Source organism: Pseudophaeobacter sp., assembly GCF_048267565.1.
In the GTDB taxonomy this organism is placed as follows: domain Bacteria; phylum Pseudomonadota; class Alphaproteobacteria; order Rhodobacterales; family Rhodobacteraceae; genus Pseudophaeobacter; species Pseudophaeobacter profundi.
Window position 1 is genome coordinate 847,274 of record NZ_JBLWXG010000001.1, and the last position, 23,356, is coordinate 870,629.

At 58.7% G+C, this 23,356-nt stretch carries 26 protein-coding genes; 14 read left to right on the forward strand and 12 right to left on the reverse strand.

Annotated features, from left to right (window positions below; all coding sequences use genetic code 11):
- Positions 1-25: 25 nt before the first annotated feature.
- Positions 26-1,336 carry an NAD(P)/FAD-dependent oxidoreductase gene (locus ACN0VH_RS03990; protein WP_278920857.1) on the forward strand — a complete coding sequence of 437 codons (1,311 nt, stop codon included), beginning with the start codon at positions 26-28 and terminating at the stop codon, positions 1,334-1,336.
- Between the two features lie 254 nt (positions 1,337-1,590).
- Positions 1,591-2,799 (forward strand): DegT/DnrJ/EryC1/StrS family aminotransferase, encoded by a 1,209-nt coding sequence (locus ACN0VH_RS03995; protein WP_278920858.1) that lies wholly within the window; start codon positions 1,591-1,593, stop codon positions 2,797-2,799.
- Positions 2,800-2,922: 123 nt separating this feature from the next.
- Here the strand turns inward: ACN0VH_RS03995 and phaR are convergent, their stop codons facing one another.
- Complete coding sequence (phaR, locus tag ACN0VH_RS04000; RefSeq protein ID WP_278920859.1) at positions 2,923-3,489, reverse strand: polyhydroxyalkanoate synthesis repressor PhaR; 567 nt, start codon at positions 3,487-3,489, stop codon at positions 2,923-2,925.
- A gap of 188 nt (positions 3,490-3,677) precedes the next feature.
- Between phaR and ACN0VH_RS04005 the strand changes: the two genes are divergently transcribed.
- On the forward strand, positions 3,678-4,556 hold the full coding sequence (locus ACN0VH_RS04005; protein ID WP_417699580.1) for an NAD-dependent epimerase/dehydratase family protein: 879 nt from the start codon (positions 3,678-3,680) through the stop codon (positions 4,554-4,556).
- A gap of 163 nt (positions 4,557-4,719) precedes the next feature.
- Here ACN0VH_RS04005 and ACN0VH_RS04010 read toward each other — a convergent pair whose 3' ends face one another.
- Positions 4,720-5,163 carry a phasin, PhaP gene (locus tag ACN0VH_RS04010; protein ID WP_278920861.1) on the reverse strand — a complete coding sequence of 148 codons (444 nt, stop codon included), beginning with the start codon at positions 5,161-5,163 and terminating at the stop codon, positions 4,720-4,722.
- A 131-nt stretch (positions 5,164-5,294) separates the two neighbouring features.
- Positions 5,295-7,100 (reverse strand): PHA/PHB synthase family protein, encoded by a 1,806-nt coding sequence (locus ACN0VH_RS04015; protein ID WP_278920862.1) that lies wholly within the window; start codon positions 7,098-7,100, stop codon positions 5,295-5,297.
- A 159-nt stretch (positions 7,101-7,259) separates the two neighbouring features.
- Between ACN0VH_RS04015 and phaZ the strand changes: the two genes are divergently transcribed.
- Positions 7,260-8,603, forward strand: coding sequence for a polyhydroxyalkanoate depolymerase (gene phaZ, locus ACN0VH_RS04020; RefSeq protein WP_417699582.1), 1,344 nt, complete (start codon positions 7,260-7,262; stop codon positions 8,601-8,603).
- Positions 8,604-8,606: 3 nt separating this feature from the next.
- On the forward strand, positions 8,607-9,179 hold the full coding sequence (locus ACN0VH_RS04025; RefSeq protein WP_417699583.1) for a DUF6151 family protein: 573 nt from the start codon (positions 8,607-8,609) through the stop codon (positions 9,177-9,179).
- A 39-nt stretch (positions 9,180-9,218) separates the two neighbouring features.
- Here the strand turns inward: ACN0VH_RS04025 and ACN0VH_RS04030 are convergent, their stop codons facing one another.
- The 3 genes from ACN0VH_RS04030 to ACN0VH_RS04040 form a co-directional block, all read right to left on the reverse strand.
- Positions 9,219-9,983, reverse strand: coding sequence for an alpha/beta fold hydrolase (locus ACN0VH_RS04030; RefSeq protein ID WP_417699585.1), 765 nt, complete (start codon positions 9,981-9,983; stop codon positions 9,219-9,221).
- A gap of 175 nt (positions 9,984-10,158) precedes the next feature.
- Positions 10,159-10,584: a VOC family protein gene (locus ACN0VH_RS04035; RefSeq protein ID WP_278921433.1), complete on the reverse strand. Its 426-nt coding sequence runs from the start codon at positions 10,582-10,584 to the stop codon at positions 10,159-10,161.
- A gap of 69 nt (positions 10,585-10,653) precedes the next feature.
- Entirely contained in the window at positions 10,654-11,394 is a 741-nt protein-coding gene (locus ACN0VH_RS04040) for an alpha/beta fold hydrolase (RefSeq protein ID WP_417699587.1), read from the reverse strand.
- Between the two features lie 146 nt (positions 11,395-11,540).
- Between ACN0VH_RS04040 and ACN0VH_RS04045 the strand changes: the two genes are divergently transcribed.
- The 6 genes from ACN0VH_RS04045 to ACN0VH_RS04070 all read left to right on the forward strand — a co-directional run bounded on the left by ACN0VH_RS04045 (position 11,541) and on the right by ACN0VH_RS04070 (position 17,565).
- On the forward strand, positions 11,541-12,548 hold the full coding sequence (locus ACN0VH_RS04045) for an Lnb N-terminal periplasmic domain-containing protein (RefSeq protein WP_417699589.1): 1,008 nt from the start codon (positions 11,541-11,543) through the stop codon (positions 12,546-12,548).
- A gap of 171 nt (positions 12,549-12,719) precedes the next feature.
- A complete protein-coding gene (gene thrS, locus ACN0VH_RS04050) occupies positions 12,720-14,666 on the forward strand; it encodes a threonine--tRNA ligase (protein WP_417699590.1) in 1,947 nt (648 codons plus the stop codon).
- 208 nt (positions 14,667-14,874) lie between these two features.
- A complete protein-coding gene (locus ACN0VH_RS04055) occupies positions 14,875-15,180 on the forward strand; it encodes a BufA1 family periplasmic bufferin-type metallophore (protein ID WP_278920869.1) in 306 nt (101 codons plus the stop codon).
- Between the two features lie 165 nt (positions 15,181-15,345).
- On the forward strand, positions 15,346-16,239 hold the full coding sequence (gene bufB / locus ACN0VH_RS04060; RefSeq protein ID WP_417699592.1) for an MNIO family bufferin maturase: 894 nt from the start codon (positions 15,346-15,348) through the stop codon (positions 16,237-16,239).
- Positions 16,236-17,024 carry an HvfC/BufC family peptide modification chaperone gene (locus ACN0VH_RS04065; RefSeq protein ID WP_417699593.1) on the forward strand — a complete coding sequence of 263 codons (789 nt, stop codon included), beginning with the start codon at positions 16,236-16,238 and terminating at the stop codon, positions 17,022-17,024. Before bufB ends, ACN0VH_RS04065 begins: the two co-directional genes overlap by 4 nt.
- A 4-nt stretch (positions 17,025-17,028) precedes the next feature.
- On the forward strand, positions 17,029-17,565 hold the full coding sequence (locus ACN0VH_RS04070; RefSeq protein WP_278920872.1) for a DoxX family protein: 537 nt from the start codon (positions 17,029-17,031) through the stop codon (positions 17,563-17,565).
- 67 nt (positions 17,566-17,632) lie between these two features.
- On the opposite strand, the gene ACN0VH_RS04075 is transcribed toward ACN0VH_RS04070, so the two are convergent.
- Complete coding sequence (locus tag ACN0VH_RS04075; protein ID WP_417699594.1) at positions 17,633-17,950, reverse strand: ArsC/Spx/MgsR family protein; 318 nt, start codon at positions 17,948-17,950, stop codon at positions 17,633-17,635.
- Positions 17,951-18,173: 223 nt separating this feature from the next.
- Here ACN0VH_RS04075 and ACN0VH_RS04080 point away from each other — a divergent pair, with 223 nt between their 5' ends.
- A complete protein-coding gene (locus ACN0VH_RS04080) occupies positions 18,174-18,380 on the forward strand; it encodes a cold-shock protein (protein ID WP_278920874.1) in 207 nt (68 codons plus the stop codon).
- A 58-nt stretch (positions 18,381-18,438) separates the two neighbouring features.
- On the opposite strand, the gene ACN0VH_RS04085 is transcribed toward ACN0VH_RS04080, so the two are convergent.
- Positions 18,439-18,927, reverse strand: a complete 489-nt coding sequence (locus tag ACN0VH_RS04085) for a dihydrofolate reductase (RefSeq protein ID WP_278920875.1) — start codon at positions 18,925-18,927, stop codon at positions 18,439-18,441.
- Between the two features lie 83 nt (positions 18,928-19,010).
- The gene (locus tag ACN0VH_RS04090; protein WP_417699595.1) at positions 19,011-19,844 is read right to left on the reverse strand and encodes a thymidylate synthase; all 834 of its coding nucleotides are present in this window, start codon (positions 19,842-19,844) and stop codon (positions 19,011-19,013) included.
- A gap of 235 nt (positions 19,845-20,079) precedes the next feature.
- Here ACN0VH_RS04090 and ACN0VH_RS04095 point away from each other — a divergent pair, with 235 nt between their 5' ends.
- Entirely contained in the window at positions 20,080-20,508 is a 429-nt protein-coding gene (locus ACN0VH_RS04095; RefSeq protein ID WP_278920877.1) for a VOC family protein, read from the forward strand.
- Between the two features lie 280 nt (positions 20,509-20,788).
- On the opposite strand, the gene ACN0VH_RS04100 is transcribed toward ACN0VH_RS04095, so the two are convergent.
- The 3 genes from ACN0VH_RS04100 to ACN0VH_RS04110 form a co-directional block, all read right to left on the reverse strand.
- On the reverse strand, positions 20,789-21,286 hold the full coding sequence (locus ACN0VH_RS04100; RefSeq protein ID WP_232400642.1) for a MarR family winged helix-turn-helix transcriptional regulator: 498 nt from the start codon (positions 21,284-21,286) through the stop codon (positions 20,789-20,791).
- Between the two features lie 71 nt (positions 21,287-21,357).
- The gene (locus ACN0VH_RS04105) at positions 21,358-21,627 is read right to left on the reverse strand and encodes an FAD assembly factor SdhE (RefSeq protein WP_278920878.1); all 270 of its coding nucleotides are present in this window, start codon (positions 21,625-21,627) and stop codon (positions 21,358-21,360) included.
- A gap of 10 nt (positions 21,628-21,637) precedes the next feature.
- Entirely contained in the window at positions 21,638-22,039 is a 402-nt protein-coding gene (locus tag ACN0VH_RS04110) for a helix-turn-helix domain-containing protein (protein WP_278920879.1), read from the reverse strand.
- Positions 22,040-22,137: 98 nt separating this feature from the next.
- Between ACN0VH_RS04110 and ACN0VH_RS04115 the strand changes: the two genes are divergently transcribed.
- On the forward strand, positions 22,138-23,340 hold the full coding sequence (locus tag ACN0VH_RS04115; RefSeq protein ID WP_278920880.1) for a pyridoxal phosphate-dependent aminotransferase: 1,203 nt from the start codon (positions 22,138-22,140) through the stop codon (positions 23,338-23,340).
- Positions 23,341-23,356 lie beyond the last annotated feature (16 nt).

Sequence of the window (23,356 nt, forward strand, 5' to 3'; positions counted from 1 at the left end):
GACAGCTGACAAGAGGGTGACCCCAATGACTTTGAACCTGCTGCATTCCAACGATCAAAAAGGGCGCTATCCCACCAGCTGGTATGCGGCGACAGCTACACCGCAAGCGCCATTCGCACCGCTGCAGGGTGACCAGCGCGCCGACGTCTGCATCATCGGCGGCGGCTTTACCGGCCTCTCGGCCGCGCTGCACCTGGCCGAAGCCGGGATGAAGGTTGTCGTGCTAGAAGCCCATCGGGTGGGCTTTGGTGCCTCGGGGCGCAATGGTGGCCAGTTGGGCAGCGGTCAGCGCCTGGATCAAGAAGGCCTGGAGAGCTTTGTCGGAATACCAGATGCGCAAAAGCTGTGGCAATTGGGCGAGGACGCCAAGGATCTGGTAAAGTCCCTGATTGCCAAGCATCAGATCGATTGCCACCTGCGCCCAGGCGTTGCCTGGACCGCCTCCAACGCCAAGGATGTCGCCCATCTGCATGACTATGGCCGTCACCTGCAAGATCGCTATGGCTATGACCAGATTGACCTTTTATCAGACGAGGCCTGCCAGGAAATCTGCCCCTCGCCCGATTACAAGGGCGGCATTCTGGACCATGGCGCTGGCCATCTGCATCCGCTGAACCTCGCCCTTGGTCTGGCCCGTGCGGCCGCCGCAGCCGGGGCCACCCTGCACGAACAAAGCGAAGTGCTGGAGATCAGCGAAGGCCCCGAGGTGCGGGTGAAAACCGCAAAGGGAAGCCTGCGCGCCGATCACCTGATCCTGGCCTGCAATGGCTATCTTGGTGGGCTGAACCGTCAGGTCGCCAGCAAGGTCATGCCGATCAACAACTTTGTAGTCGCAACCGAACCCTTGGGCGATGATGCCGCCAGGGTGCTGAGCCGCGACATCGCCGTGGCCGATGGCAGGTTCGTGGTCAACTACTTTCGGCTCAGCCATGACAAACGGCTGCTCTTTGGCGGCGGTGAAAGCTATGGCTATCGTTTTCCCGCCGATATCGAGGCCGTGGTACGTCGGCCCATGACCCAGATCTTTCCGCATCTAAAAGACGTCCGGGTTGACTATGCCTGGGGCGGCACCCTTGGGATCACCATGAAACGCATGCCCTATTTGGCACGGCTCAGCGCCAATGTGCTGTCGGCCTCTGGCTATTCCGGCCATGGGGTCGGCACCGCCGTCCACGCCGGGCAGCTGATGGCCCATGCCATCCGGGGAGAGGCCGAAGGGTTTGATACCATGGCGAAGGTTCCGGCGCCCAGCTTCCCTGGCGGCCCCGCCATGCGCTCGCCGCTGCTGGCCCTCGCCATGAGCTGGTATGCGCTGCGCGACCGGATCGGCATCTGAACGCGGGCCGCTTCTGTTCATTTGCCAAATCTCTGACTTTGGATATGCTCCCTTTCGCACCGCTGGAGGGGGCATTTTCGCCCCTGTGCCCGGTTTCACCCCCGCCTTGCCGCCCAAGACCGTCCCAGCGGCACGTCCCAACGCAACGGATTTGTGAAATTACGCCAAAAGCCACCGACAAAATCCATCTGCGACTTGGCAGGAGGTGCCAATTGTTTTATATTTATCAAATCCATAATTCAGGAATTTGAAATATGACTCAGGCCCCCAATGTTCATGCTGCGGAACCGATCCCCTCAGCAGCCCGCGAGGCAATTGATGCGCTGATGCAATCTGGCGATCTGTTTCGCTATACCGCGCCAGAAAATGCCCCGGTTGCCCTGTTGGAACAGGAATTTGCTAGCCTTCTGGGCAGCAAATATGCACTGGCGGTTTCCTCCTGTTCTGCAGCCTTGTTTCTGTCTCTCAAGGCCTTGGACCTGCCACGCGATGCAAGGGTTCTGATCCCTGGCTTTACCTTTGCCGCCGTGCCCTCTGCCGTGCTCCATGCCGATTGTCTGCCCGTCCTGTGCGAGGTTGGCGACAACTACCGCATTGACCTGGTGGATTTCGAAGCCCGGCTGGAGAGCGACATTCAGGCGGTCATCATCAGCCATATGCGCGGCCATACCTCTGATATGGATGCGATTCTGGCGCTCTGTGAGGCGCGCGACATTCCGGTGATCGAGGATGCAGCCCATTCGCTAGGCACCACCTGGAATGGTCGCAATATCGGAACCTTAGGCCGGATTGGCTGCTTTTCCTTCCAGTCCTACAAGATGATCAATGCCGGCGAAGGTGGCATATTGATCACCGATGATGCTGATCTGGTGGCCCGCGCCGTCATCATGTCCGGTGCCTATGAACACAACTGGAAAAAGCACAAAGGCCCAATGGGCGACAACAGCACAGACCTGGCGGATGCCTTTGCCAAATGGCAGAACCAGCTGCCGCTGTATAACCTGCGGATGAGCAACCTATCCGCCGTGGTCATTCGCCCGCAACTGCCCGAATTGGCCCGCCGGGTGACGGACGGCTTGAAAAACCACGACTATGTCGCAGCGCAGCTGAATGCCTCGCCTTATTTTTATGTCCCTGCCCCCCTCGCCCCCGAACAGCGCGCACCGGATTCGATCCAGTTCAACCTGGTGGGAATGACAGCCGAGCAGATCACCGCCTTTTCCGAAGCCACGGCCGAGGCCGGCGTCAAGGTGCAGATCTTTGGCCGCTCTGCCGACAATGCCCGTGCCTTCTGGAACTGGCAGTTCATTCCGGATCTGCCAGAATTGCCACAGACCCGCGCCATGCTGATGCAGGCCTGTGACGTGCGCCTGCCGGTCCGCCTTACCCAGTCAGAATTGGACCTCGTGGCCGATATTCTGGTGACAGCCGTCACCTCTACCATGGAGCGCGCCGCGGCCTAGGCTAAGCCCCGACCAAAGCCCGACATCAAAACGTGGCACCCCTTCTGGAGGTGCCGCATTTTGCTTATCCGCGAGCCTGCCGCCTGTACCGATCCGGTCTGCGACTGGCCCCAGCGGGGAATGCTATTTCAATTTGGACAGCTTTTCCTGCAGCTCTGACAGCTGGCGCTTGATCGCATCCAGATCCTCGCCCTCATCCGCATCTTTGGCCTTTGTCTCTTCGGCTGCACTGCCCCAACCGCCGACACCGCCGGGCAGGCCAGAAGTCATGGCCTTCAAGAAGGCCTCTTGCTGGGCCTTCATCGCGTCAAAACCGGGCATCTGCGCCATCGGATTCATCGCTGACATATTTTCCACCATCTGCGATTGGCTGTCGCGCAGCATATCGAAAGAGGCCTGCAGGAATTGCGGCATAACCCCGCCGCCGGGCTGCATATAGCTACGTACCAGATCATTCAGCACATTGACCGGCAGGATGTTTTCCCCACGGCTTTCATGCTCGGCGATGATCTGCAGCAGATATTGGCGCGTCAGATCATCACCAGATTTCAAATCGACGATCTGGACTTCGCGCCCTTCCCGGATGAACCCCGCAATATCTTCAAGCGTGACATAGTCGCTGGTCTCAGTGTTGTACAAACGCCGGCTGGCGTAACGCTTGATAAGCAGGGCTTTTTCCTGGTCGGCCATACTGTCCCTCCCCGGACATGATGCATCGCAGAAAATCCTATGCGAGTGCAGAACAAAAGAAAAGCCTGCAGAATGGTTCCACCATCGTACCTGAATTTCAACTGCCATGAAATAAACCGCAGATTTCGCTTGAGCTAAACCAGACTTGAGGTTTTACAAGGATCCCCTCAGACCACAGGAGCGATAACGTGAAAATTTTGATCCTTGGGGGCACCGGCTCCATCGGTAGCGCCGTCACCGCAGATCTGGTGGCGCATCAACACCAGGTTATTGGCCTGTGCCGCTCTGAGGTTTCGGCGCGAAAGCTATCAGAGCTTGGTGGCCAGCCCTGGCGCGGGGATCTGCGGGCTCCAAGCAGTTGGCGGGCCGCACTTGCCGGGGTGGATGTGGTCACCCAGCTAGCCAGCACATTTGGCACGGATATGGCGTCAGTGGATGCCGCAGCGATGGCCTGCCTGCGGGCGGAAGCCAGGGTGCGCCCCAGCAATCAGCCGCTGCGGGTGATCTATACCGGGGGCTGCTGGATCTATGGCGAAACCGGCGATCACGCGGCCTGCGAGACCAGCCCGCAGCGCCCCATTCCGGCCTTTTCCTGGATGCAGGTGTCTGCCAGTCTTTTGCTCAGGGCCCCTAACCTGAGCTGCGCAGTGGTGCATCCTGCCATGGTTTATCACGAAGATGGCGGTGGGGTTTTTGCCCGAATGCTGGACCAGGCCGCCGCAGGTCTGCCGCTCGAAGTCTGGGGCAGCATTCACACCCGCTGGCCGCTGGTGCACCGCCGCGACCTGGCCCGCGCCTATCGCATGCTGGCCGAGCAAGCACAGCTGACCGGCCATTTCAATGTGGCGGCACAATCCGGCATACCCGTGCGTGACATCCTGGCAGAGATCCTGACACGCCACCCCCATGATGGGGCCTATCTGGTGCGCAACCGCAAATATGTCATGTTCAAATATGGTGCCTGGGCCGAGGGCCCCACTCTGGACCAGCAGATGCGGGCGGAAAAGATCCGGCAAAGCTGCGGCTGGCAACCCGAAGTCGCGGATTTCACCCAGGCGGCCTTTTGACCTATCGCCCTGCCAGAGCGTGAACGAGCCCTATCAGCGCAGGGCCTGAACATACAAAAAAGGACAGATCCCGGGGATCTGTCCTTTTCAACACCATAGCCTAGGTTCAACATCAGGGAGGAGACGTGTTGATCCCGCGCTTGGTGCTCAGCCTTGCGACTGCTTATTTTGCAGCGGCTTTTTTCGCAGCAGAGGTCACCTCGTTGGTGGCCTTTTTGACGGCGGCAGTTGCTTCTTCGCCCATGTCCTTGCCAGCGGACATCAGCAGCTCAACAGTTTCCATCTGAGCTTTTTTTGCAATTTCAGCAAAAGCGGCCAGGTTCTCAGCGGCAACCTCGGCAGAGGCGCTTGCGAAATCGGTGGCGGATTTTGCGTATTCGGCAGGGTCGCTTTGTACTTTGGAAACGCCGGACATTTTGGCCAGGGCGTCTTTGGTCCACTTGCTGGAGATCTCAGAGGACTGCTCAGCAGCGCCCAGAACAACAGCGCTCAGCTTTTCGTTCAGTGCGGCAGTGTTTTTGAAGGCATCTTCCATAGCGGAGGTATCCACCGGAAATGCGCCCATCATGTCTTTCATCATTGCGGTAAAATCTTGGGTCTTAGCCATTGAACTGGTTCCTTACGTTGCCAACTCGGGACCATCCCGCGTTTCAGCATGAGGAAAAGATACTTTCTGCATCGCAGCATTTCAAGTTTTTTCATGCTGCGATGCAGAGAAATTTCGCAAATCAAAGAAAATCAATCGCTTGCCCGACGCAACACATAGCTGCCCGGTGCCGGTTCTAGCGGGGGATTGTTCGAATCACCCGGTTCCCGCGCGGGAACCTGCTTGCCAGAACGCTTTTTCAGCCAGGCTTCCCAGCGGGGCCACCAGGATCCTTCGTGAAAGGCTGCGCCCTCCATCCAGGCTTCGGGCGACAGCTTGAGGTCGTCATTGGTGTAATGACCATATTTGTTACGGCTGGGCGGATTGATGATCCCCGCGATGTGACCCGACTGGGAGACCACAAAGGTCTTGCTGCGCCCGCCCATGGCCTGCACCCCGCGATAACAATCGCGCCAGCGGGCAATGTGATCTGTCTCGCAGGTCACGGCCATCAGCGGAATATCCACATCCCGTACATGCAATGTCTCACCAAACAGTTCAAACCCGTCGGTCGCAAATTCATTGGCCTGACAGAGCCGGCGCAGATACTGCTGCGCCATCTTACCTGGCAGATTGGCACCGTCACCGTTCCAGTACAGCAAATCAAAGGCCGGCGGGGTTTCCCCCAGCATATAGCTGCGAATGGCTGGCCCATAGACCAGATCATTGGCCCGTAGATAGGAAAAGGTTCGCGCCATGATGTAAGAGGGCAGAATACCGTCTTCGCCAATCTCTTCGACGATGGCATCGACAAAATCATTCTGCAGGAAGGGGGTGAAATCCCCCTGATCGGAAAAATCCGTCAGCGCAGTAAACAGCGTGGCCGACTTCACCGATTTATCGCCCCGTTTCTTCATCAGCGCCAAGGTCAGGCTTAGCGTAGTGCCTGCAATGCAATAGCCGATGGCATTGACCTGTTTGACCGCGCAGATCTCCTTGGCCTTGTTGATTGCCGTCAGGAAACCTTCTTCGACGTATTCTTCCAGCCCCACATCTGCGTAATCGCCATTTGGATTGATCCAAGAGACCACAAACAGCGTGTAGCCCTGCTCGGTCACCCATTTGATCAGGCTGTTTTGCGCTTTGAGATCAAGAATATAGAATTTGTTGATCCAGGGTGGAAACAGCACGATGGGGGTTTCGTGCACGGTTTCTGTGGTGGGGCGATACTGTATCATCTCCATCATCCGGTTGCGAAACACCACCTCGCCCGGAGTTGTGCCGATGTTGCGCCCGATCTCAAAGGCGCTTTCATCCGCCAGACGCACCACCAGCTCGCCGTTATTGGCTTCCAGGTCATCCACCAGGTTCTGCAGCCCGTCGACCAGCGATTGCCCCTCGGTTGCTAGGGCCTTTTCCAGCGCATCCGGGTTGGTGGGCAAAAAGTTGGTCGGGGCCATCATGTTGATGATCTGATCAGAAAAGTAACTGAGCCGATGTCGATCAATCGCGTCCAGATCTTCGACCCCTTCAACCGCAGTGCGAATGGTCTGTGCGTTGGTCAGGTACTGTTGCTTCACATAGTGGAAATAAGGGTTCTTTTCCCACATCGGATTACCAAAGCGGCGATCCTCCACGTGATCGGCCTCTGGGGTATCAACCTCCTGCGTTGCCAGCATCTGTTGCGCTTCGGCAAAGTTGAGCACCGATTTGCCCCAGAACTCGACCTGTTGTTCCATCAATTTTGCGGGGTTTTGCAGGATTTCAGCCCAGTAAGACGTTGCTGCACGTGCGAAAAGATCTTGATTCGGACCATCCAATCCGGGGTGATGGCCCTTCTTGTTGGCCATAATCTCGATCAATTTCTGCGAGAGCTGGTCGACACGCTCCATATTTTCCTTAAGCCGTTCAATGTGTTCCGGAGAAGTGCCATGGTCGACTGCGTCACTTGTTGTCATCTTAAGGAATCCCCCATACTCTTTCTGCTGTGCAGAATACTGGTTTAACCATGTTACGCCAAAGCGACGAAAGGTCCGAGGCCCTGTGTAATTTACTGCCCAAAGTTGCAGTGTCTTGCGTGAACGCCCCTGCGGCAAACAGTTAAAAAGGAAAGCCTTATGCGTTATATGATGTCCTACGACCTGATGGAAACGGCCCGGAACATGAACCAATGGCTCGGCGCCAGTGCTCAGTCCATAGGCTCATATCCCATCTTTTCAGCGCTCCCCAATCCGGCGCTCAGCTGGATGGCTGCCTGGGGCGAAGTCACCGAGCGCAGCTTTCACCGCATGACGGTAAAACCTGACTGGGGCATCCACAGCTTCACCTGCGAAGACGGCAAGGACCATCTTGTCGAGGTCACCCCGGTTGTGAAGCGCGACTTTGGCGACCTGATCCATTTTCGGGTGTCCGGCCGCAAGGAGCAGCCCCGCAAGGTTCTGATCGTGGCGCCAATGTCCGGCCACTACGCAACCCTGCTACGTTCAACCGTCAAGAGCCTGCTGGTGAACTGCGAAGTTTATATCACCGATTGGCACAATGCCCGCGACATTCCTGTCTCCGCCGGCAAGTTCGACATCGAAGACTACACACTTTATTTGGTTGATTTCATGCGCGAAATGGGTCCGGAAACCCATGTTGTCGCCGTCTGCCAACCCGCCCCGCTGACTCTGGCTGCCACTGCCTATCTGGCAGAACAGGACCCCAAGGCGCAGCCCTCATCGTTGACCCTGATCGGTGGGCCGGTGGATCCAGATGCAACCCCGACCGAGGTCACAGATTTTGGCCGCCGCGTCACCATGGGCCAGCTGGAAGAAACCATGATCCAGCGGGTTGGTTTCAAGTACAAAGGCGTCGGACGAAAGGTCTATCCCGGCCTGTTGCAACTGTCCTCTTTCATGTCGATGAACATGGAACGCCACGCCCAGGCCTTCAGCAACCAAATTCAGCGCGCCAGCCGTGGGGATGCCTCGGATCATGATCACCACAACCGGTTTTATGACGAATACCTCGCCGTTATGGATATGACGGCGGAATTCTACCTCTCGACCGTGGATCGGGTGTTCAAGTCGCGCGAGATCGCGCGCAACGAATTCGTCGTCGATGGCCACAAGGTCGATATCGGGGCAATTACCGATGTGGCGGTCAAAACCGTCGAAGGCGCCAATGACGATATTTCTGCGCCCGGACAATGCATCGCCGCGCTTGATCTATGTACCGGCCTGCCCGACAGCAAGAAAGCCAGCCATGTGGAACCTGGCGCCGGTCACTACGGTATCTTTGCCGGCAGCAGCTGGCGCGACAATATCCGCCCCTTGGTGATTGATTTCATGGATGCAAACACCCGCAAATCCACCACGGCACAGGCAAATCCGGCGGCAGGCGCAAGCACAACCAAAACCCAAACCAGCCCCAAACCGGCAGGCCAGGCAAAGACCCCGACACAAGCCCGTAAAGCCTAATCCATGAGCGACGAGGCCTGCACGTTTTCCTGCAACTGTGGTCGTCTGGCCGGGCATATCTCGGCTGAGGGCCGAAAATCCGGGTTGAGGCTACTTTGCTTTTGCCAAGATTGCCGCGCGGCAGAACTGTATCATAATCAGCCCGATCCGGTGGATGGGGTTGATCTGTTTCAACTTGCCCCCCATGCCATCACCCTGACCCAAGGCGCCGAACATCTGCAACTGATGCGGTTGGGGCCAAAGGGACTGTATCGCTGGTATGCCGATTGCTGCGGCACACCCTTTGCCAATACACTGGCCAAGCCGCAACTGGCCTTTGCCGGGATGCGTTCAGATCTGTTTGAAAACCCAGACTGCCTTGGCAAGGTGCGGGCGCGATCCGCCGTTCCCCAGCCAGGCAAGCCCCCCAGCAACGAGGGAATGATGCGCATGGTCTACGGCATCTTTTCCCGGATGATCACCGCACGCCTTTCGGGCATGTGGCGCCAAACTCCGTTTTTTGACAGCACATCCGGCCAGCCCGTGACCAAAGCCAAGGTGCTGAGCAAAGAAGAACGGGCCGGTCTGCACCCCTAAAACCGGAACGCCAGGTGGGCAGGCACCGTGCCCGCGCCCTCAGCTCTCTATCAGAGGTTCAACAGGTCGCTCACCGGGGCGTTCATGCGGGACAGAGAGCCAGCCAAGCAGCGCCTGAGTGACCTCCTCCGGCTGTTCCAGACTTGGCAAATGCCCTGCCCCGGAAATGATCTTCAGCCCCGCATGGGGGATCAGTTCAGCCAGGAATTCATGCCGCTTTACCGGGGTCAGGCGATCATGTTCGCCGCATAGGATCAAGGTCGGCACCCGACAGCGCCGCGCCGTCGCCTGCTGATCTATGCGGCGTTGCAGGGCGCGGCTTTGCGCGACAAACAGCTCTGCCCCCAGATCAAGCCCCATATCGCGCACCAGACCAAGGATCTCCAGCCGCTGCGCCCCCGGTGCCAGCACCTCTGGCGGCAGTGACTGCTGCAGCGCCGTTTCCAGCCCTCCGGTGCGGGCGCTGATGATCAGCGGCTCACGCATCGCTGCCTGATCCGGCGTTTCAGCCAGCGGGGTCGTCGCCATAAGACACAGACGAGAGACGCGCGCCGGGGCTCGGCGCAGGATTTCCAGCGCCACAATACCCCCCATCGACAGCCCCACCAGGGCAAAGCGCGCAGGCAACATCTCCAGCAAATGGCTGGCAATCTGTTCCACCGTCTCGCCGCCGAACAGCGCTGCGGCCATGACCGGGGTCTGCTTTGACAGCGCCAGAATTTGCGGGGTGAAGATCCGCGCATCGCACATCATTCCCGGCAGAAAAACCACCGGTTCTGCGCCTAAGTTCTCGCCCTGCCCCATGCCTCTGCCCTTTCTGTGCCGGGATTGCACCTGCAACCCCCGCCGGATACGATCCGGCCAAACGATATGGCAGAGCCGATCCTGCACAACTCTCCCTATAGGGGTTTGTGCAGCCCAGGCCCGCCGAGGGCAAGGGCCATTTCATGCAGAGCCCCAGCAAGGCCCGGCAGGGCCATCAGTATCCATCCCAACGAAAGGCGCCCTGTTTCGACAGCGGCGAAAAGGGATTATGCGCCACTTCCCAGATATGGCCATCGGGGGCGCGAAAGTAGCCAATGTAGCCGCCCCAAAAGACCTCGCCCGCCGGGCGTAGCACCTCGGCCCCCGCCGCCATCGCAAGCGCCATCACGTCGTCGACCTCTCTTGGGCTGCGGGTATTATAGCTCAGGGTCATCGCCCCGGTGCCAAGCGCCTCTAGCGGCAATCCGATATCCTCGGCGAGCTTCTCCAGCGGGTATAGCCCCAGGGTCTGCGAGATCAGATCAAAGGCCACCACCCCATCCGGGCTCTCAGTGCGCTGCCACCCCAAAGCCGCATAAAATGCTGCGGCCCGGTCCAGATCCGGCACCCCCAGGGTGATCAGGCTGATGCGTTGCTCCATGGTCATTTTCAAACTCCAACTCATCCACCCGGGCCCTCGGCCAAGATCGGCAGGACAGGCCCGGCGAACCTATAGCAACTCTGCGACAGAAGCCTCGATAAGGGCAAGACAAGTCTCGTCCGAAAACCGGTGATCGGCATCCTTGACCAGGGTCAGACGGATGTCAGCTCCGCTGGCATGTTGCAACAGGCGCAATGCAGTTTCGGTGGAAACAGCCGTATCCGCCGTGCCCTGCAAGCAGCGCACCGGAAAGGGCAGATCCAGCGGCGCCCGCAGCACCAGATGATCGCGACCATCCTCGATCAGCCGTTTGCTGATGCGGAAGGGCTCCATATAGTCGCTGGGCATTTCAACATAGCCCTGGCTCTCCAGCGCGGATTTCTGCGCTGCGCTAAAGCTCTGCCAATAGCCATCTTCGGTGAAATCGGGGGCCGCCGCGATGGTTACCATACCGCAGATGCGCTCCGGGATGGCCCGTGCCAGCAACAGCGCCTGCCAGCCCCCCATGGAAGACCCCACAATCAGCAATGGCCCGGTCGTCAGCTCCGAAATCGCTGCCAGGCTATCCTGGTGCCAATCGCCAATACAGCCCGCCTCAAAACTGCCAGAGCTCTCCCCATGGCCCGAATAATCAAAGCGCAAGAACCCAAGGCCACGGCCAAGGGCCCAGGCCTCCAGATGCAGTGCCTTGGTGCCCTGCATGTCAGATTTCAGCCCACCCAGAAACACCAACGTCGGCCCGGCCCCCGCATGCCTGTGATAGGCGATCTGACGCCCCTGCGCGGTCTTCAGAAACTCTGTTCCAGCCATTCCTCGTCTCCCCTTCAGTGCCCAAGATGTGCCATGCAGGCGACAGCGCTGCAATTGCCAAAATCACCTATGCGCTGACGGGCTTGCCCCCAAACGGGCCTGCCCCTAGGCTGCGGCGATTGACCTGCGACCGCCCGGAGGGCCCCATGACACGCATACTCCACCACAGTTTTCTGGTTCTGCTGTCTCTTGCCATTGCCCTCTCCAGCGCCTGGGCGGTGCTGGCCCTGTGGTATCGGCTCCCCTTGGCGCCAGGCCTGCGGCTGGGGCTGGCGGTTGGCTTTGCGCTACTTGGACTGGCGGTGATCTGCGGCCTGTTTCGCCCCCGCCGCCTACGCGCCCTGGCCACCTATTGCCTGGCCCTGGCGGCGGTGCTGACCTGGTGGATCAGCCTCACTCCGCCTGCCAGCCGCGACTGGGCCCCGGATGTGGCGCGCCAAGTCACCGGCGAAATAAAGGGCTCCCAGCTGACGCTGACCAACCTGCGCAATTTCACCTGGCGCAGCCCAACAGATTTTGATCCACACTGGGAACAGCGCCACTATGATCTCGATACGCTAGACACCGTCGATCTGTTCATGTCCTATTGGGCTGGCAAGACAATCGCGCATATGATCGTCAGCTTTGGCTTTGCCAATGGCGAACAGATCGCCTGGTCCGTAGAGGTCCGGCGCCAAAAGGACGGCGCCTTTTCTCCCCTCGCGGATATGTTCAAATCCAATACCCTGGCGATCATAGCCGCAGATGAACGCGACCTCGTCGGCACCCGCACCAATGCCCGCGGCGAAGACGTCCAGCTCTACCGCCTCAACACAGGCCCCAAACAGGCCCGCGCGCTGTTGCTGCAATATGTGGCGGCCTCCAACCAACTGGCGGAGACGCCGCGCTGGTATAACTCGCTCTCGACCAACTGTACCACCGTGGTGTTTCAGCTGATCCGTACCATCCTGGGCGAAGTACCACTGGACTGGCGCATCATGGCCAATGGCTACCTGCCGGAATATGCCTATGACATGGGTGTTCTGGCCACCGCGCTGCCATTGTCTGAACTCACCCAAAAAGGCCGGATCACCGCCCGCGCCCAGGCACATGGAATTGCTGCCGACTATTCCCGCATGATCCGGCAGGGCGTCCCCATCCCACAGCCAGACTAAAGCAGCACAGGCCTATTCCATTTCATTTGGCCGCAAATATCCCGGGGAGCGCGAGGGGCTGGCCCCTCGCCGCCTTGACAGTGGAACGCGCACCTGCGAAATCAGCCCATAATCACATAACCCGCAACCGGGCGTTCAGTGGGCGCCAAACCGACGAGGAGCAGCCAAACCATGGCCCAAATCTCTCTCACATTCCCCGATGGCAACGCGCGCAGCTATGCAGACGGCATCACCGCCGCCGAAGTGGCCGCCGATATTTCGACCTCGCTGGCCAAGAAAGCGATCTCCGCCACCTTCAACGATCAGCACTGGGATCTGCAGTGGCCGATCACCTGTGACGGCACCATCGCCCTGCACACTCTCAAGGATGAGACGCAGGCCAATGAGCTGATACGCCACGATCTGGCCCATGTCATGGCCCGCGCCGTGCAGGAACTCTGGCCCGACACCAAGGTCACCATCGGCCCGGTGATCGACAACGGCTGGTACTATGATTTCGACCGCGCAGCCCCCTTCACCCCTGAAGATCTCGGCGTGATCGAGAAAAAGATGAAAGAGATCATCAACAAGCGTGAACCGGTAACCACCGAGGTCTGGGATCGCCAGCGCGCGATTGATTTCTACACCGCCAATGATGAACCCTATAAGGTCGAATTGATCGATGCCATTCCCGGCGACGAACCCCTGCGCATGTATTGGCATGGTGACTGGCAGGATCTGTGCCGCGGCCCCCACCTGCAGCACACCGGCCAGCTGCCCGGCGATTCCTTCAAGCTGATGTCCATCGCCGGTGCCTACTGGCGCGGCGACAGTGACCGCGCCATGCTGCAGCGGATCTACGGTGTTGCCTTCACCGGCAAGGAAAAGCTCAAGGCGCATCTCCACATGCTGGAAGAGGCCGCCAAACGCGACCACCGCAAGCTGGGCCGCGAGATGGAGCTGTTCCACATGCAGGAAGAGGCCCCGGGCCAAATCTTCTGGCACCCCAATGGCTGGAAAATCTACACCACCCTGCAGGACTATATGCGCCGCATGCAGGAACGTGACGGCTACGTCGAGGTCAACACCCCGCAGGTTGTGGATCGCAAACTCTGGGAGGCCTCTGGCCACTGGGACAAATACCAGGAAAACATGTTCATCGTCGAAGTCGACGAAGACCACGCACGCGAAAAGGCGGTGAACGCGCTGAAGCCGATGAACTGCCCCTGCCACGTTCAGGTCTTCAACCAGGGTCTGAAATCCTACCGCGACCTGCCCCTGCGCATGGCGGAATTCGGCTCTTGCGCGCGCTATGAACCCTCTGGTGCCCTGCACGGTATCATGCGGGTGCGCGGCTTTACCCAGGACGACGGCCATATCTTCTGCGCCGAAGATCAGATCGAGTCCGAAACCGCAAAATTCATCGCCTTCCTGTCCAAGGTCTATGCCGATCTCGGCTTCCACAACTGGACCATCAAGCTGTCGACCCGTCCCGAAAAACGCATTGGCAGCGACGAAAGCTGGGATCTGGTCGAAAAGGCCCTCGGCGATGCCTGCAAGGCCGCTGGCTATGATTATGAGCTGTTGGAAGGCGAAGGCGCCTTTTATGGCCCCAAGCTGGAGTTCACCCTCACGGATGCCATTGGCCGCAACTGGCAGTGCGGCACCCTGCAGGTGGATCCCAACCTGCCGGAACGCCTGGAGGCCAACTTCATCGGCACCGATGGCAACAAGCACCGGCCCTTTATGCTGCACCGCGCGACCCTTGGTTCGTTTGAACGTTTCATCGGTATCCTGATCGAAGAACACGCGGGCAAGCTGCCCTTCTGGCTGGCACCGCGTCAGGTTGTTGTCGCCTCCATCACCTCGGATTCGGATGACTACGTGCAAGAGGTCGTCGCCCAGTTGCAGGCCGTGGGTGTGCGCGCCGAGGCCGATATTCGCAATGAAAAGATCAACTACAAGGTCCGCGAACATTCGGTTGGCAAGGTGCCGGTGATCCTGGCCATTGGCCACCGTGAAGTCGAAGAGCGCACGGTATCGATCCGCCGTCTGGGGGAAAAGCAAACCCGGGTCGACAGTCTCGAGAATGTTACAAAGGCGCTGGCGCTGGAGGCAACCGCCCCGGATCTGCTGTAACATTTAACACCTTTTGACCACGAGGCGGCCTCCAATCGGGGGCCGTTTTGCTGTTCAGGCCGCAGATTCCTCCTGTTTTCAGGTAATAATCTGTTACAATCCCCTCACAGTGCCTGACGCCGCCGTGAGACACGCTCTCGTGATTTAAGCTCGTTCTCACAACGAGTTAGGCTCTGCATGTCGTCACCAACCAGAAGGATTTTAAGAGATGTCGAACCCATCCAAGTCTCTCGCCGTTGCCGGAGCCATCGCAGCTGCCCTCACCGCGGCCTCCAGCCTGCCTGCAGCGGCTGCAACCAAGGAGAAATGCTATGGCGTCTCGCTTGCCGGTCAGAATGACTGTGCAGCAGGCCCCGGCACCACCTGTGCAGGCACCTCTACTGTCGACTACCAAGGCAACGCGTGGACGCTGGTCGATGCCGGCACCTGCGCAGATCTCGACCTGCCCGCCGCGCCCGATGGCACCGAACGCAGTGGATCTCTGGAACCGCTGGAACGCGATCTGCCGGCCTAAAGGGCTGACCAGACAACATATCGCCTGACCAACATACAAAAGGGCAGCGCAGGGATGCTGCCCTTTTCACCTAATCCCCCCTTGTCGTGCGAAACGGCCAACCATCTGCCGCTCCCCAAGGATCCGCCCCGGCCCCCTTGCCGCAGCCACAACACGAGCCCCGCCATGACAGCTGCCACCTCCCCAGCCCCGTCCCTCAACGCCCTGCCAGCCGCCCCTGGTGTTGGGTACAAGCCGCAGCATTTTTCCCAAATTCTGGCAGATGCCGCCCCGGTGCAATGGCTGGAGATCCACGCCGAGAATTACATGGGCGAGGGCGGGCGGCCACTGGCGCAACTGCGTCATCTGGCCGAAATATTTCCAATTTCAGTACATGGGGTTGGCCTGTCGATCGGCGGCGAGGCCGCACTGGACACAGCCCACCTGGCCCGGCTGCAACGACTGCTGGCCTGGCTGGAACCCGCCAGCTTTTCCGAACATCTCGCCTGGTCGACCCATGAGGGGCATTTCTACAATGATCTGCTGCCACTGCCCTATACCGGTGCCACGCTAAGCCGCGTCTGCGATCATATTGATCAGTTGCAGGCTGCAATTGGTCGGCCGATGCTGCTGGAAAACCCCTCCAGCTACCTCGCTTTTGCCGAGAGCACCTGGTCAGAACCCGAGTTCCTGACAGAGATCAGCCGCCGCACCGGCTGCGGGCTGCTGTTGGATGTGAATAATGTCTTTGTCTCAGCCAATAATCTCGGCTTTTCACCACAGGGCTATATTGATGATTATGCCCTGGAGCGAGTGGGGGAAATTCACCTTGGCGGCCATGACAGCGACACGGATGATCAGGGGCGCCCACTGTTGATCGACAGTCACGGCTGCGCGGTTGTCGATCCGGTCTGGGCGCTGCTGGATTACACTCTGGAACGCACTGGCCCAAAACCCGTACTGATAGAATGGGATACCGATGTGCCCGACTGGCCGCTTTTGGCCGCCGAAGCCGAGCGCGCTGCCTTTGCGCTGGGGCATCTTCCCGCCGCAGCCAGCAGACCGGCTGTCCGGGCATGAGCCGCTGCAAGCAAAGCCACGCCCCTGCGGCTATGGTATCCCAAGATGCCTTTGCCCGGGCGATGCGGGATGCAAGCCTGCCCATTCCCCTTGGTCTGGTGGATCAGGACGGCGGCGGCGCCGGGCGGCGGTTTTCCGTCTATCGCAACAATATCGCCGTCTCGCTTCGCGAGGCGATGCACAGCGCCTTTCCGGTCATCACAAAACTGTTGGGAACGGAAAACATGAACGGACTGTCGCGGCTTTTCCTACGCGCCCATCCCCCCAGTTCGCCGCTGATGATGTTTTACGGCGCTGAATTTCCAAGTTTCCTTGAGGAGATGCCACAGCTTAGCCATCTCGGCTATCTCGGCGATGTGGCCCGCCTGGAATTGGCCCTGCGCCACGCCTACCACGCAGCCGATGCAACACCAATTGCGCCCGAGATTCTGGCCAACCTGTCAGAAGACGCGCTACTGGCAAGCCGTCTTATCTTTGCCCCAGCCCTGCGGTTGCTGCAATCGCCCTGGCCCATAGAGGCGATCTGGCGCTTTAACACCGAACCGCAGGCCCCTGCCCCCCAGGCCGGGGCGCAGGCGGTGCTGATTACGCGGCCGGAATTTGATCCGGTACCGCATCTGTTATCCACCGCAGGCGCAGTCTGGCTGGACGCCATGCAACAGGGGGCCAGCATTGGTGCCGCACTGCAGCGTGCCACTGCGACAGACGCCGATTTTGATTTGAGTTTGCCGCTGACCCTGCTGTTGCAGGGCGGTGCCATCACCGGACTAGAAAGCAAAAGGTAAAGACATGCACGCAGTTGTCTCGATATATCAGACCCAGGCCGATCGGCTGGATCGGTCTGCGGATTTAATCCTTCCCACCCTGGCACGACTGGTGTTTGTCGCGGTGCTGCTGATTTACTACTGGAATTCAGCCGGGCTTAAGATCGAAGGGTCGATCTTTTCGCCATCGGCCGGGGCCTTTGCGCAGATTTTCCCCAAGGCCGCCGAGGCGGCGCTCTATGATGTTTCGCAGCTGAACCTGCTTCAACGACTGATCATTTTTGCCGGTACGCTGGCGGAATATGTGCTGCCGACGCTGATCTTGCTGGGGCTGATCACCCGCCTTGCGGCGCTTGGCACCCTTGGTTTCATCTGGGTGCAAACCTTGGTGGATGTCACCGGCCACGGGGTTGAGCTGGGCCGTCTGTTCGACAGCAGCATTGGCCTGGTTGACCAACGCCTGATGTGGAGCTTTCTACTGCTGGTCCTGATCGTCAAGGGTGCGGGTCCCCTGTCACTAGATGCATTACTGCGCCGCCTGATCCCCGCCGACCCGAGCTAAGGCCACGAGCAGAACCACACCCCAAAGGCGCCCTGCCCCCGCAGCGGCGCCTTTGGCAAACTTCACCTCAGGCCAGCCCCAGGACTGCCTGGGTGGCTTCGTCCCAGCCAAGGGCCAGTTCTGATCCGGATTGGATCAAGGGGCGCTTCATCAGGGCAGGATGCTGTTGGAGCAGCTCCAGCGGGGCGCTGGCCCGTTCTTCAGCGCTGAGCCCGCGCCAAGTGGTTGAGCGCGTATTCACAAGCCGCTCACCAAACTGCGCCAGGGCTGCTGCCAGAACCTCGGGCGGCACGCCCTCGGCGCGGACATCAACCAATCTGGCATCCGGCAGCTGTTTCATCGCCTTGCGACAGGTGTCGCAGTTTTTCAATCCGTATAGGATCATTGCTCGATCTCTCTTTGGTCGGGGAAAGGATCTATCTTAAGAAGCATGAAACTTACCCACTTGATTTATTTTTTCCACATGCAAAAGTTGCATCCGGGGTCACCTGCAAAGCCATTCGCAGCATTACGCGTATAGGTCGCTGGTATCACAGAGCCCAGATTACCTCTGGATCGGTCCTGGGATCGCACCAGAACAGCGCATAAGTTAGAAGGAGGCACGGCAAATGCCAAGTGGCACCGTGAAATGGTTTAACACCAGCAAGGGGTTTGGCTTTATCACACCCAAAGACGGCGGCAGTGACGTTTTTGTTCACATCTCGCAGATCGAACGATCCGGCCTAACTGGGCTCGCAGATAACATGAAGGTCGATTATGAACTGACCGAGGGGCGAGATGGTCGGCAAATGGCAGGCGAAATCCGGCCTGCCTAAGCACCCCCGCGAAGGTTCTAATGCTCCCCAGCCACCGTTGCGACGGCACGCGACAGGCCTAGCCCGTCGTTATGCGGCGCAGGTATTCCACCATGACGCAGGCAGGATCGGCTGGGCGTAGTTTTGTTTCGCCTAGGCGCTGCCAATCCGCCTCGGCAAACTCGGGAAAGAATGTGTCGGGCTCAGCAACTGCCAGATCAACCTCGGTGATCAACAAACGATCTGCCAGGGACAGCATCTCTTGGTAGATCCCGGCACCGCCAATGCCATAGATCCGGCGATAGCCCTGGGCATAGGCCGCTGCCACCGCGCGACTTACACTGTCATGGACCGTGTCAGCGGCAGAAGGGTCAGACGACACAACCAGGTTCAGCCTGTTTTTCAAGGGCTTGACCGGCAAGCTCTGCCATGTGTTACGCCCCATGATCAAGGCGCCACCCAGGGTTTCGCGCTGAAAGGCCTTCAGATCTTCGGGAGCGTGCCAAGGAATGGTATTGTCCTTGCCAATGGCGCCATTGCGGTCGCGGGCAACAATCAGGGTAATCATCGTGCTGGTCTGCCTTGAAGCTGAAGCACCCGGTTAAAACCGGTGCGTGGTATATGGGATGGCGGCAATACCCCGGCGGGCGGTCAAACCGCGACGGGGCCTTTGATCCCTGGGTCGGGATCATAGTTCAGCACTTCAAAATCATCATAGGTGAAATCAAAAATAGAGCTGACCTGCCGCTTGATCCGGATCTGCGGCAGGGGCTTTGGCTGGCGGGACAGTTGCAGGGCCACCTGTTCGCGGTGATTGGAATAGATATGCGCATCGCCAAGGGTATGAATGAAATCCCCAGGCTCATAGCCGGTGACATGGGCCAGCATCAGCTGCAACAAGGCATAAGAGGCAATATTGAACGGCACCCCAAGGAACATATCTGCCGAGCGCTGATAAAGCTGCAAATGCAATTTGTTCCCCAGGATACGCACCTGCCACAGGGTATGGCAGGGCGGCAACGCCATATCCGGCACATCACCCGGGTTCCAGGCGGAAACGATCAGGCGGCGGCTGTCGGGGCTGGTCTTGATCATCTGTACCAGATCGGCGATCTGATCGACAGACCCCGCCCTGTAGACTGGCTCATCCCCGGTCGTGCCCGGGATCAGCTCCAGCTTGGGAAAGCGCCGCCATTGATGGCCATAGACCGGCCCGAGATCGCCCTGTTCATCGGCCCATTCATCCCAAATCGAAACCCCGTTGTCCTTGAGGTATTTGATATTCGTATCGCCCGACAGGAACCAAAGCAGCTCATGTATGATCGAGCGCAGATGCAGTTTTTTGGTGGTGACCAGTGGAAACCCATCCTCCAGCGGATAGCGCGCCTGCATGCCAAAACAAGAGATAGTACCAGTGCCGGTGCGGTCGCTGCTGGACACTCCGGTTTCCAGAATTTGCCGCAAGGCCGCGTGATATTGCTGCACAGGGATCCCCTTTTCTGACGCTCATCACTAGATGGGACAGCTATAGCTGCGCCTGTCAGCCAAAGGCAAGTTGATTGGCCTGTCAATGCGGCGCCCCGGTTCCAGCCCCCCCTGCGAATCAATCTGTCTTCGCCTATAGTTATGATAGTTTTAGAAAACTACAGCACACCCCCGATTCTGTCAGATCAAGAACAACTGCAGAAACGGGTGTTCCAACTTGTAAGGATCACCGCATATGGCGCTTACCTATCTGCACGTAATGGTTCGGGTGAAAGACCTGGAAAAATCCATGGCGTTCTACGAACTGCTCGGCCTGCGCGAAACCCGCCGCTATGACAGCGAAAAAGGGCGTTTCACGCTGCTTTATCTGGCGCCTCCGGGTCAGGAAGAAGCCCCGCTGGAGCTGACATACAACTGGGATGGCGATGATGGGCTGCCAAGCGACAGCCGTCATTTTGGCCATTTGGCCTATGGTGTCGATAATATATATGACACCTGCCAGTTCCTGATGGACAATGGGATCACCATCAACCGTCCGCCGCGTGATGGCCATATGGCCTTTATCCGCTCGCCCGACAATATCTCAATCGAGCTGCTGCAAAACGGCGAATCTTTGGAGCCGGCAGAACCCTGGGCCAGCATGGAAAACACTGGCCACTGGTAAGGCCCAGGCCAGGTGCAAAAGCCCCCCATTGCTGCTGCGATTATTGGGTGGCAGTACCTGCGCTATCGCAGATATGAAAACGCACCGCCGGTCCCCTCAGGACCAAGGCGGTGCGTCTTGTGGCGAACCCGAATTCTTCAAGTCTGGACTCAACTGTTTCCCAGCTGATCCGAGGTCGTATCGCGTGTTGAACGGAGCAATTCTTGCGCCTGCCCAATATGACCTTCAGCATGTTGCCATACTGTCTGTGCCATGGGACATGTCGCCCCAAAGCCTGTGTTCAGTAGATATAGCGGATCTGATCCGACCAATACCGTTCCACCCGCTTGAGCGAGCTTGTGATGTCAGCGATGCCTTCGCGGCTGATAACATCCTTGCCTTCCAGGCCGTCGGCGTGGCGTGCAAAGAGGCCCGCAACAATATCGCGGATCTCTCGACCGCGCGGTGTCAGACGAACCCGAACAGAACGACGGTCAATTTCACAGCGCTGATGGTGCATATAGCCCAGCTCAACCAGCTTTTTCAGATTATAGCTGACATTGCTGCCCTGATAATACCCACGGCTCTTGAGTTCACCGGCGGTGACTTCATTGTCGCCGACATTGAACAAGAGCAGTGCCTGCACTGCGTTGATTTCCAGAACGCCGACGCGTTCAAATTCATCCTTGATAACATCCAGCAACAACCGGTGAAGACGTTCCACCAGCGCCAGCGCTTCTAGGTAGCCAGTCATGAACCCTTTGCGGTCCTGCTGGCCAATTGGTAATTCCATGCTCATACGCGTCTCCGACTCGAGTTTGCTCAGGAGATAATGCAGAAAATTTCCCAAAAATGCGTTAAGCTGGTTTTTTATTTAGTTTGATGCGTTTGGGCGACGTGGTTAATCAAATCTGCATAGGGGCTGGGCGGGGTGACCTGGCCGGTCACCCATTGATAAAGATCCTGATCGTTTTCATGCAGAAGCTGATCATAGAGATCCAGCCTCGGGCCATCCATTAAACCCAGATTGGCGTCAGCATAGGCAGTCAAGAGAATGTCCATCTCTTTGATGCCACGACGCATGGAGCGCATTTTCAGGCGCTTCAAACGATGCTCATGACTTTCAGGCGCTTGTGTCATCACCTTGACCTCATGTACTGGCAGCGCTTTGGATCAGCGTGCGCAGTCTCTTTTCCAACCGGGCGGCGCGCTCAGAGCTGCTGCGCATATCATTGCGCAGCGCCCGTAGCTCTTGCAGTATACCGGCAAAATCCCCCACCTCAAGCTCAACGTCGCCAGGCTCGGACATACCTTCCCCCTCGCCGGTCAGCAGCCAGGACATCGATACATTCAGCAGGCCCGAAACCATCGACAGTTTGTTGGCGCGTGGCTCTGACAGATCCTGTTCCCAACCAATCAGGGTGGATTTTTTCACCCCAAGGCGGCGTGCCAGTTGCGCCTGTGTCATGTCGGCGGCTTCGCGGGCGGCGGCCACGCGGTCGCCGAAGGTTGCAGCCTCTGGCCCGAACCAATCCGTTGTTTCGTCAGACATATGCCATCTCCGTTCCGGTCTTTATCAATGTTGCTTGATCGAGATTTGGTGGCACCCTATGACAGTTGCCAAGAACATTCAAACAGGGGCCAGTCGCCATGTCTTTCCTTTCCAAGACCCTCGAGCGCGTAAAACCGTCGCCGACAATCGCGATCACTGCCATGGCAGCAGAACTGAAGGCCGCTGGCCGCGATGTCATCGGGCTGAGCGCCGGTGAACCCGATTTCGACACGCCGCAGAACATCAAGGATGCAGCGGTGGCCGCGATCGCCGCAGGCAAGACAAAATACACCGCCCCGGATGGAATTATCGAGCTGAAACAAGCGATTTGCGACAAGCTTGAGCGCGAGAATGGCCTGTCCTATGAACCGGCCCAGGTTTCCGTCGGCACTGGGGGCAAACAGACGCTGTACAATGCGCTGATGGCCACCCTGAACCCCGGCGACGAGGTGATCATTCCGGCCCCCTACTGGGTCAGCTACCCGGACATGGTGCTCTTGGCGGGCGGCACGCCGGTGCCGGTTGAGGCCAGTCTGGAAACGAATTTCAAACTGACGCCGCAGCAGCTGGAGGCGGCCATCACCCCCCAGACAAAGTGGTTTATCTTCAACTCGCCCTCCAACCCCAGCGGGGCCGGCTATAGCCGCGCCGAGTTGAAGGCGCTGACCGATGTCCTGATGCGCCACCCGCATGTCTGGGTGATGTCGGATGACATGTATGAACATCTGGTTTTTGACGGCTTTGAATTCGCCACCCCCGCCCAGGTGGAACCCGGCCTTTATGAACGTACCCTCACCTGCAATGGGGTCTCAAAGGGCTACGCCATGACCGGCTGGCGCATTGGCTATGCTGCCGGACCGCAGCACCTGATTGCCGCCATGCGCAAGGTACAGTCGCAATCGACCTCCAACCCCTCGTCCATCAGCCAATGGGCCGCGGTTGAGGCATTGAACGGGCCGCAGGACTTTCTTGCAACCAATAACATCGCCTTCAAACGCCGTCGTGATCTGGTGGTCGAAAAACTCAATGCCATCGACGGGGTGACCTGCCCCACCCCTGAAGGTGCGTTCTATGTCTACCCCTCGATCCAGGGATTGATTGGCAAGACCAGCCCAAAGGGCACCGTGATCGAGGATGACAAAGCCTTTGCAACCGCGCTCTTGGCCGAGGCGGATGTGGCGGTGGTCTTTGGGGCGGCCTTTGGCTTGTCGCCCAACTTCCGCGTCAGCTATGCAACCTCGGATGCGGCCCTCACCGAGGCCTGCAGCCGCATCGCGGATTTCTGCGCCTCCCTTACCTAAGTCAAAGGATCCCACC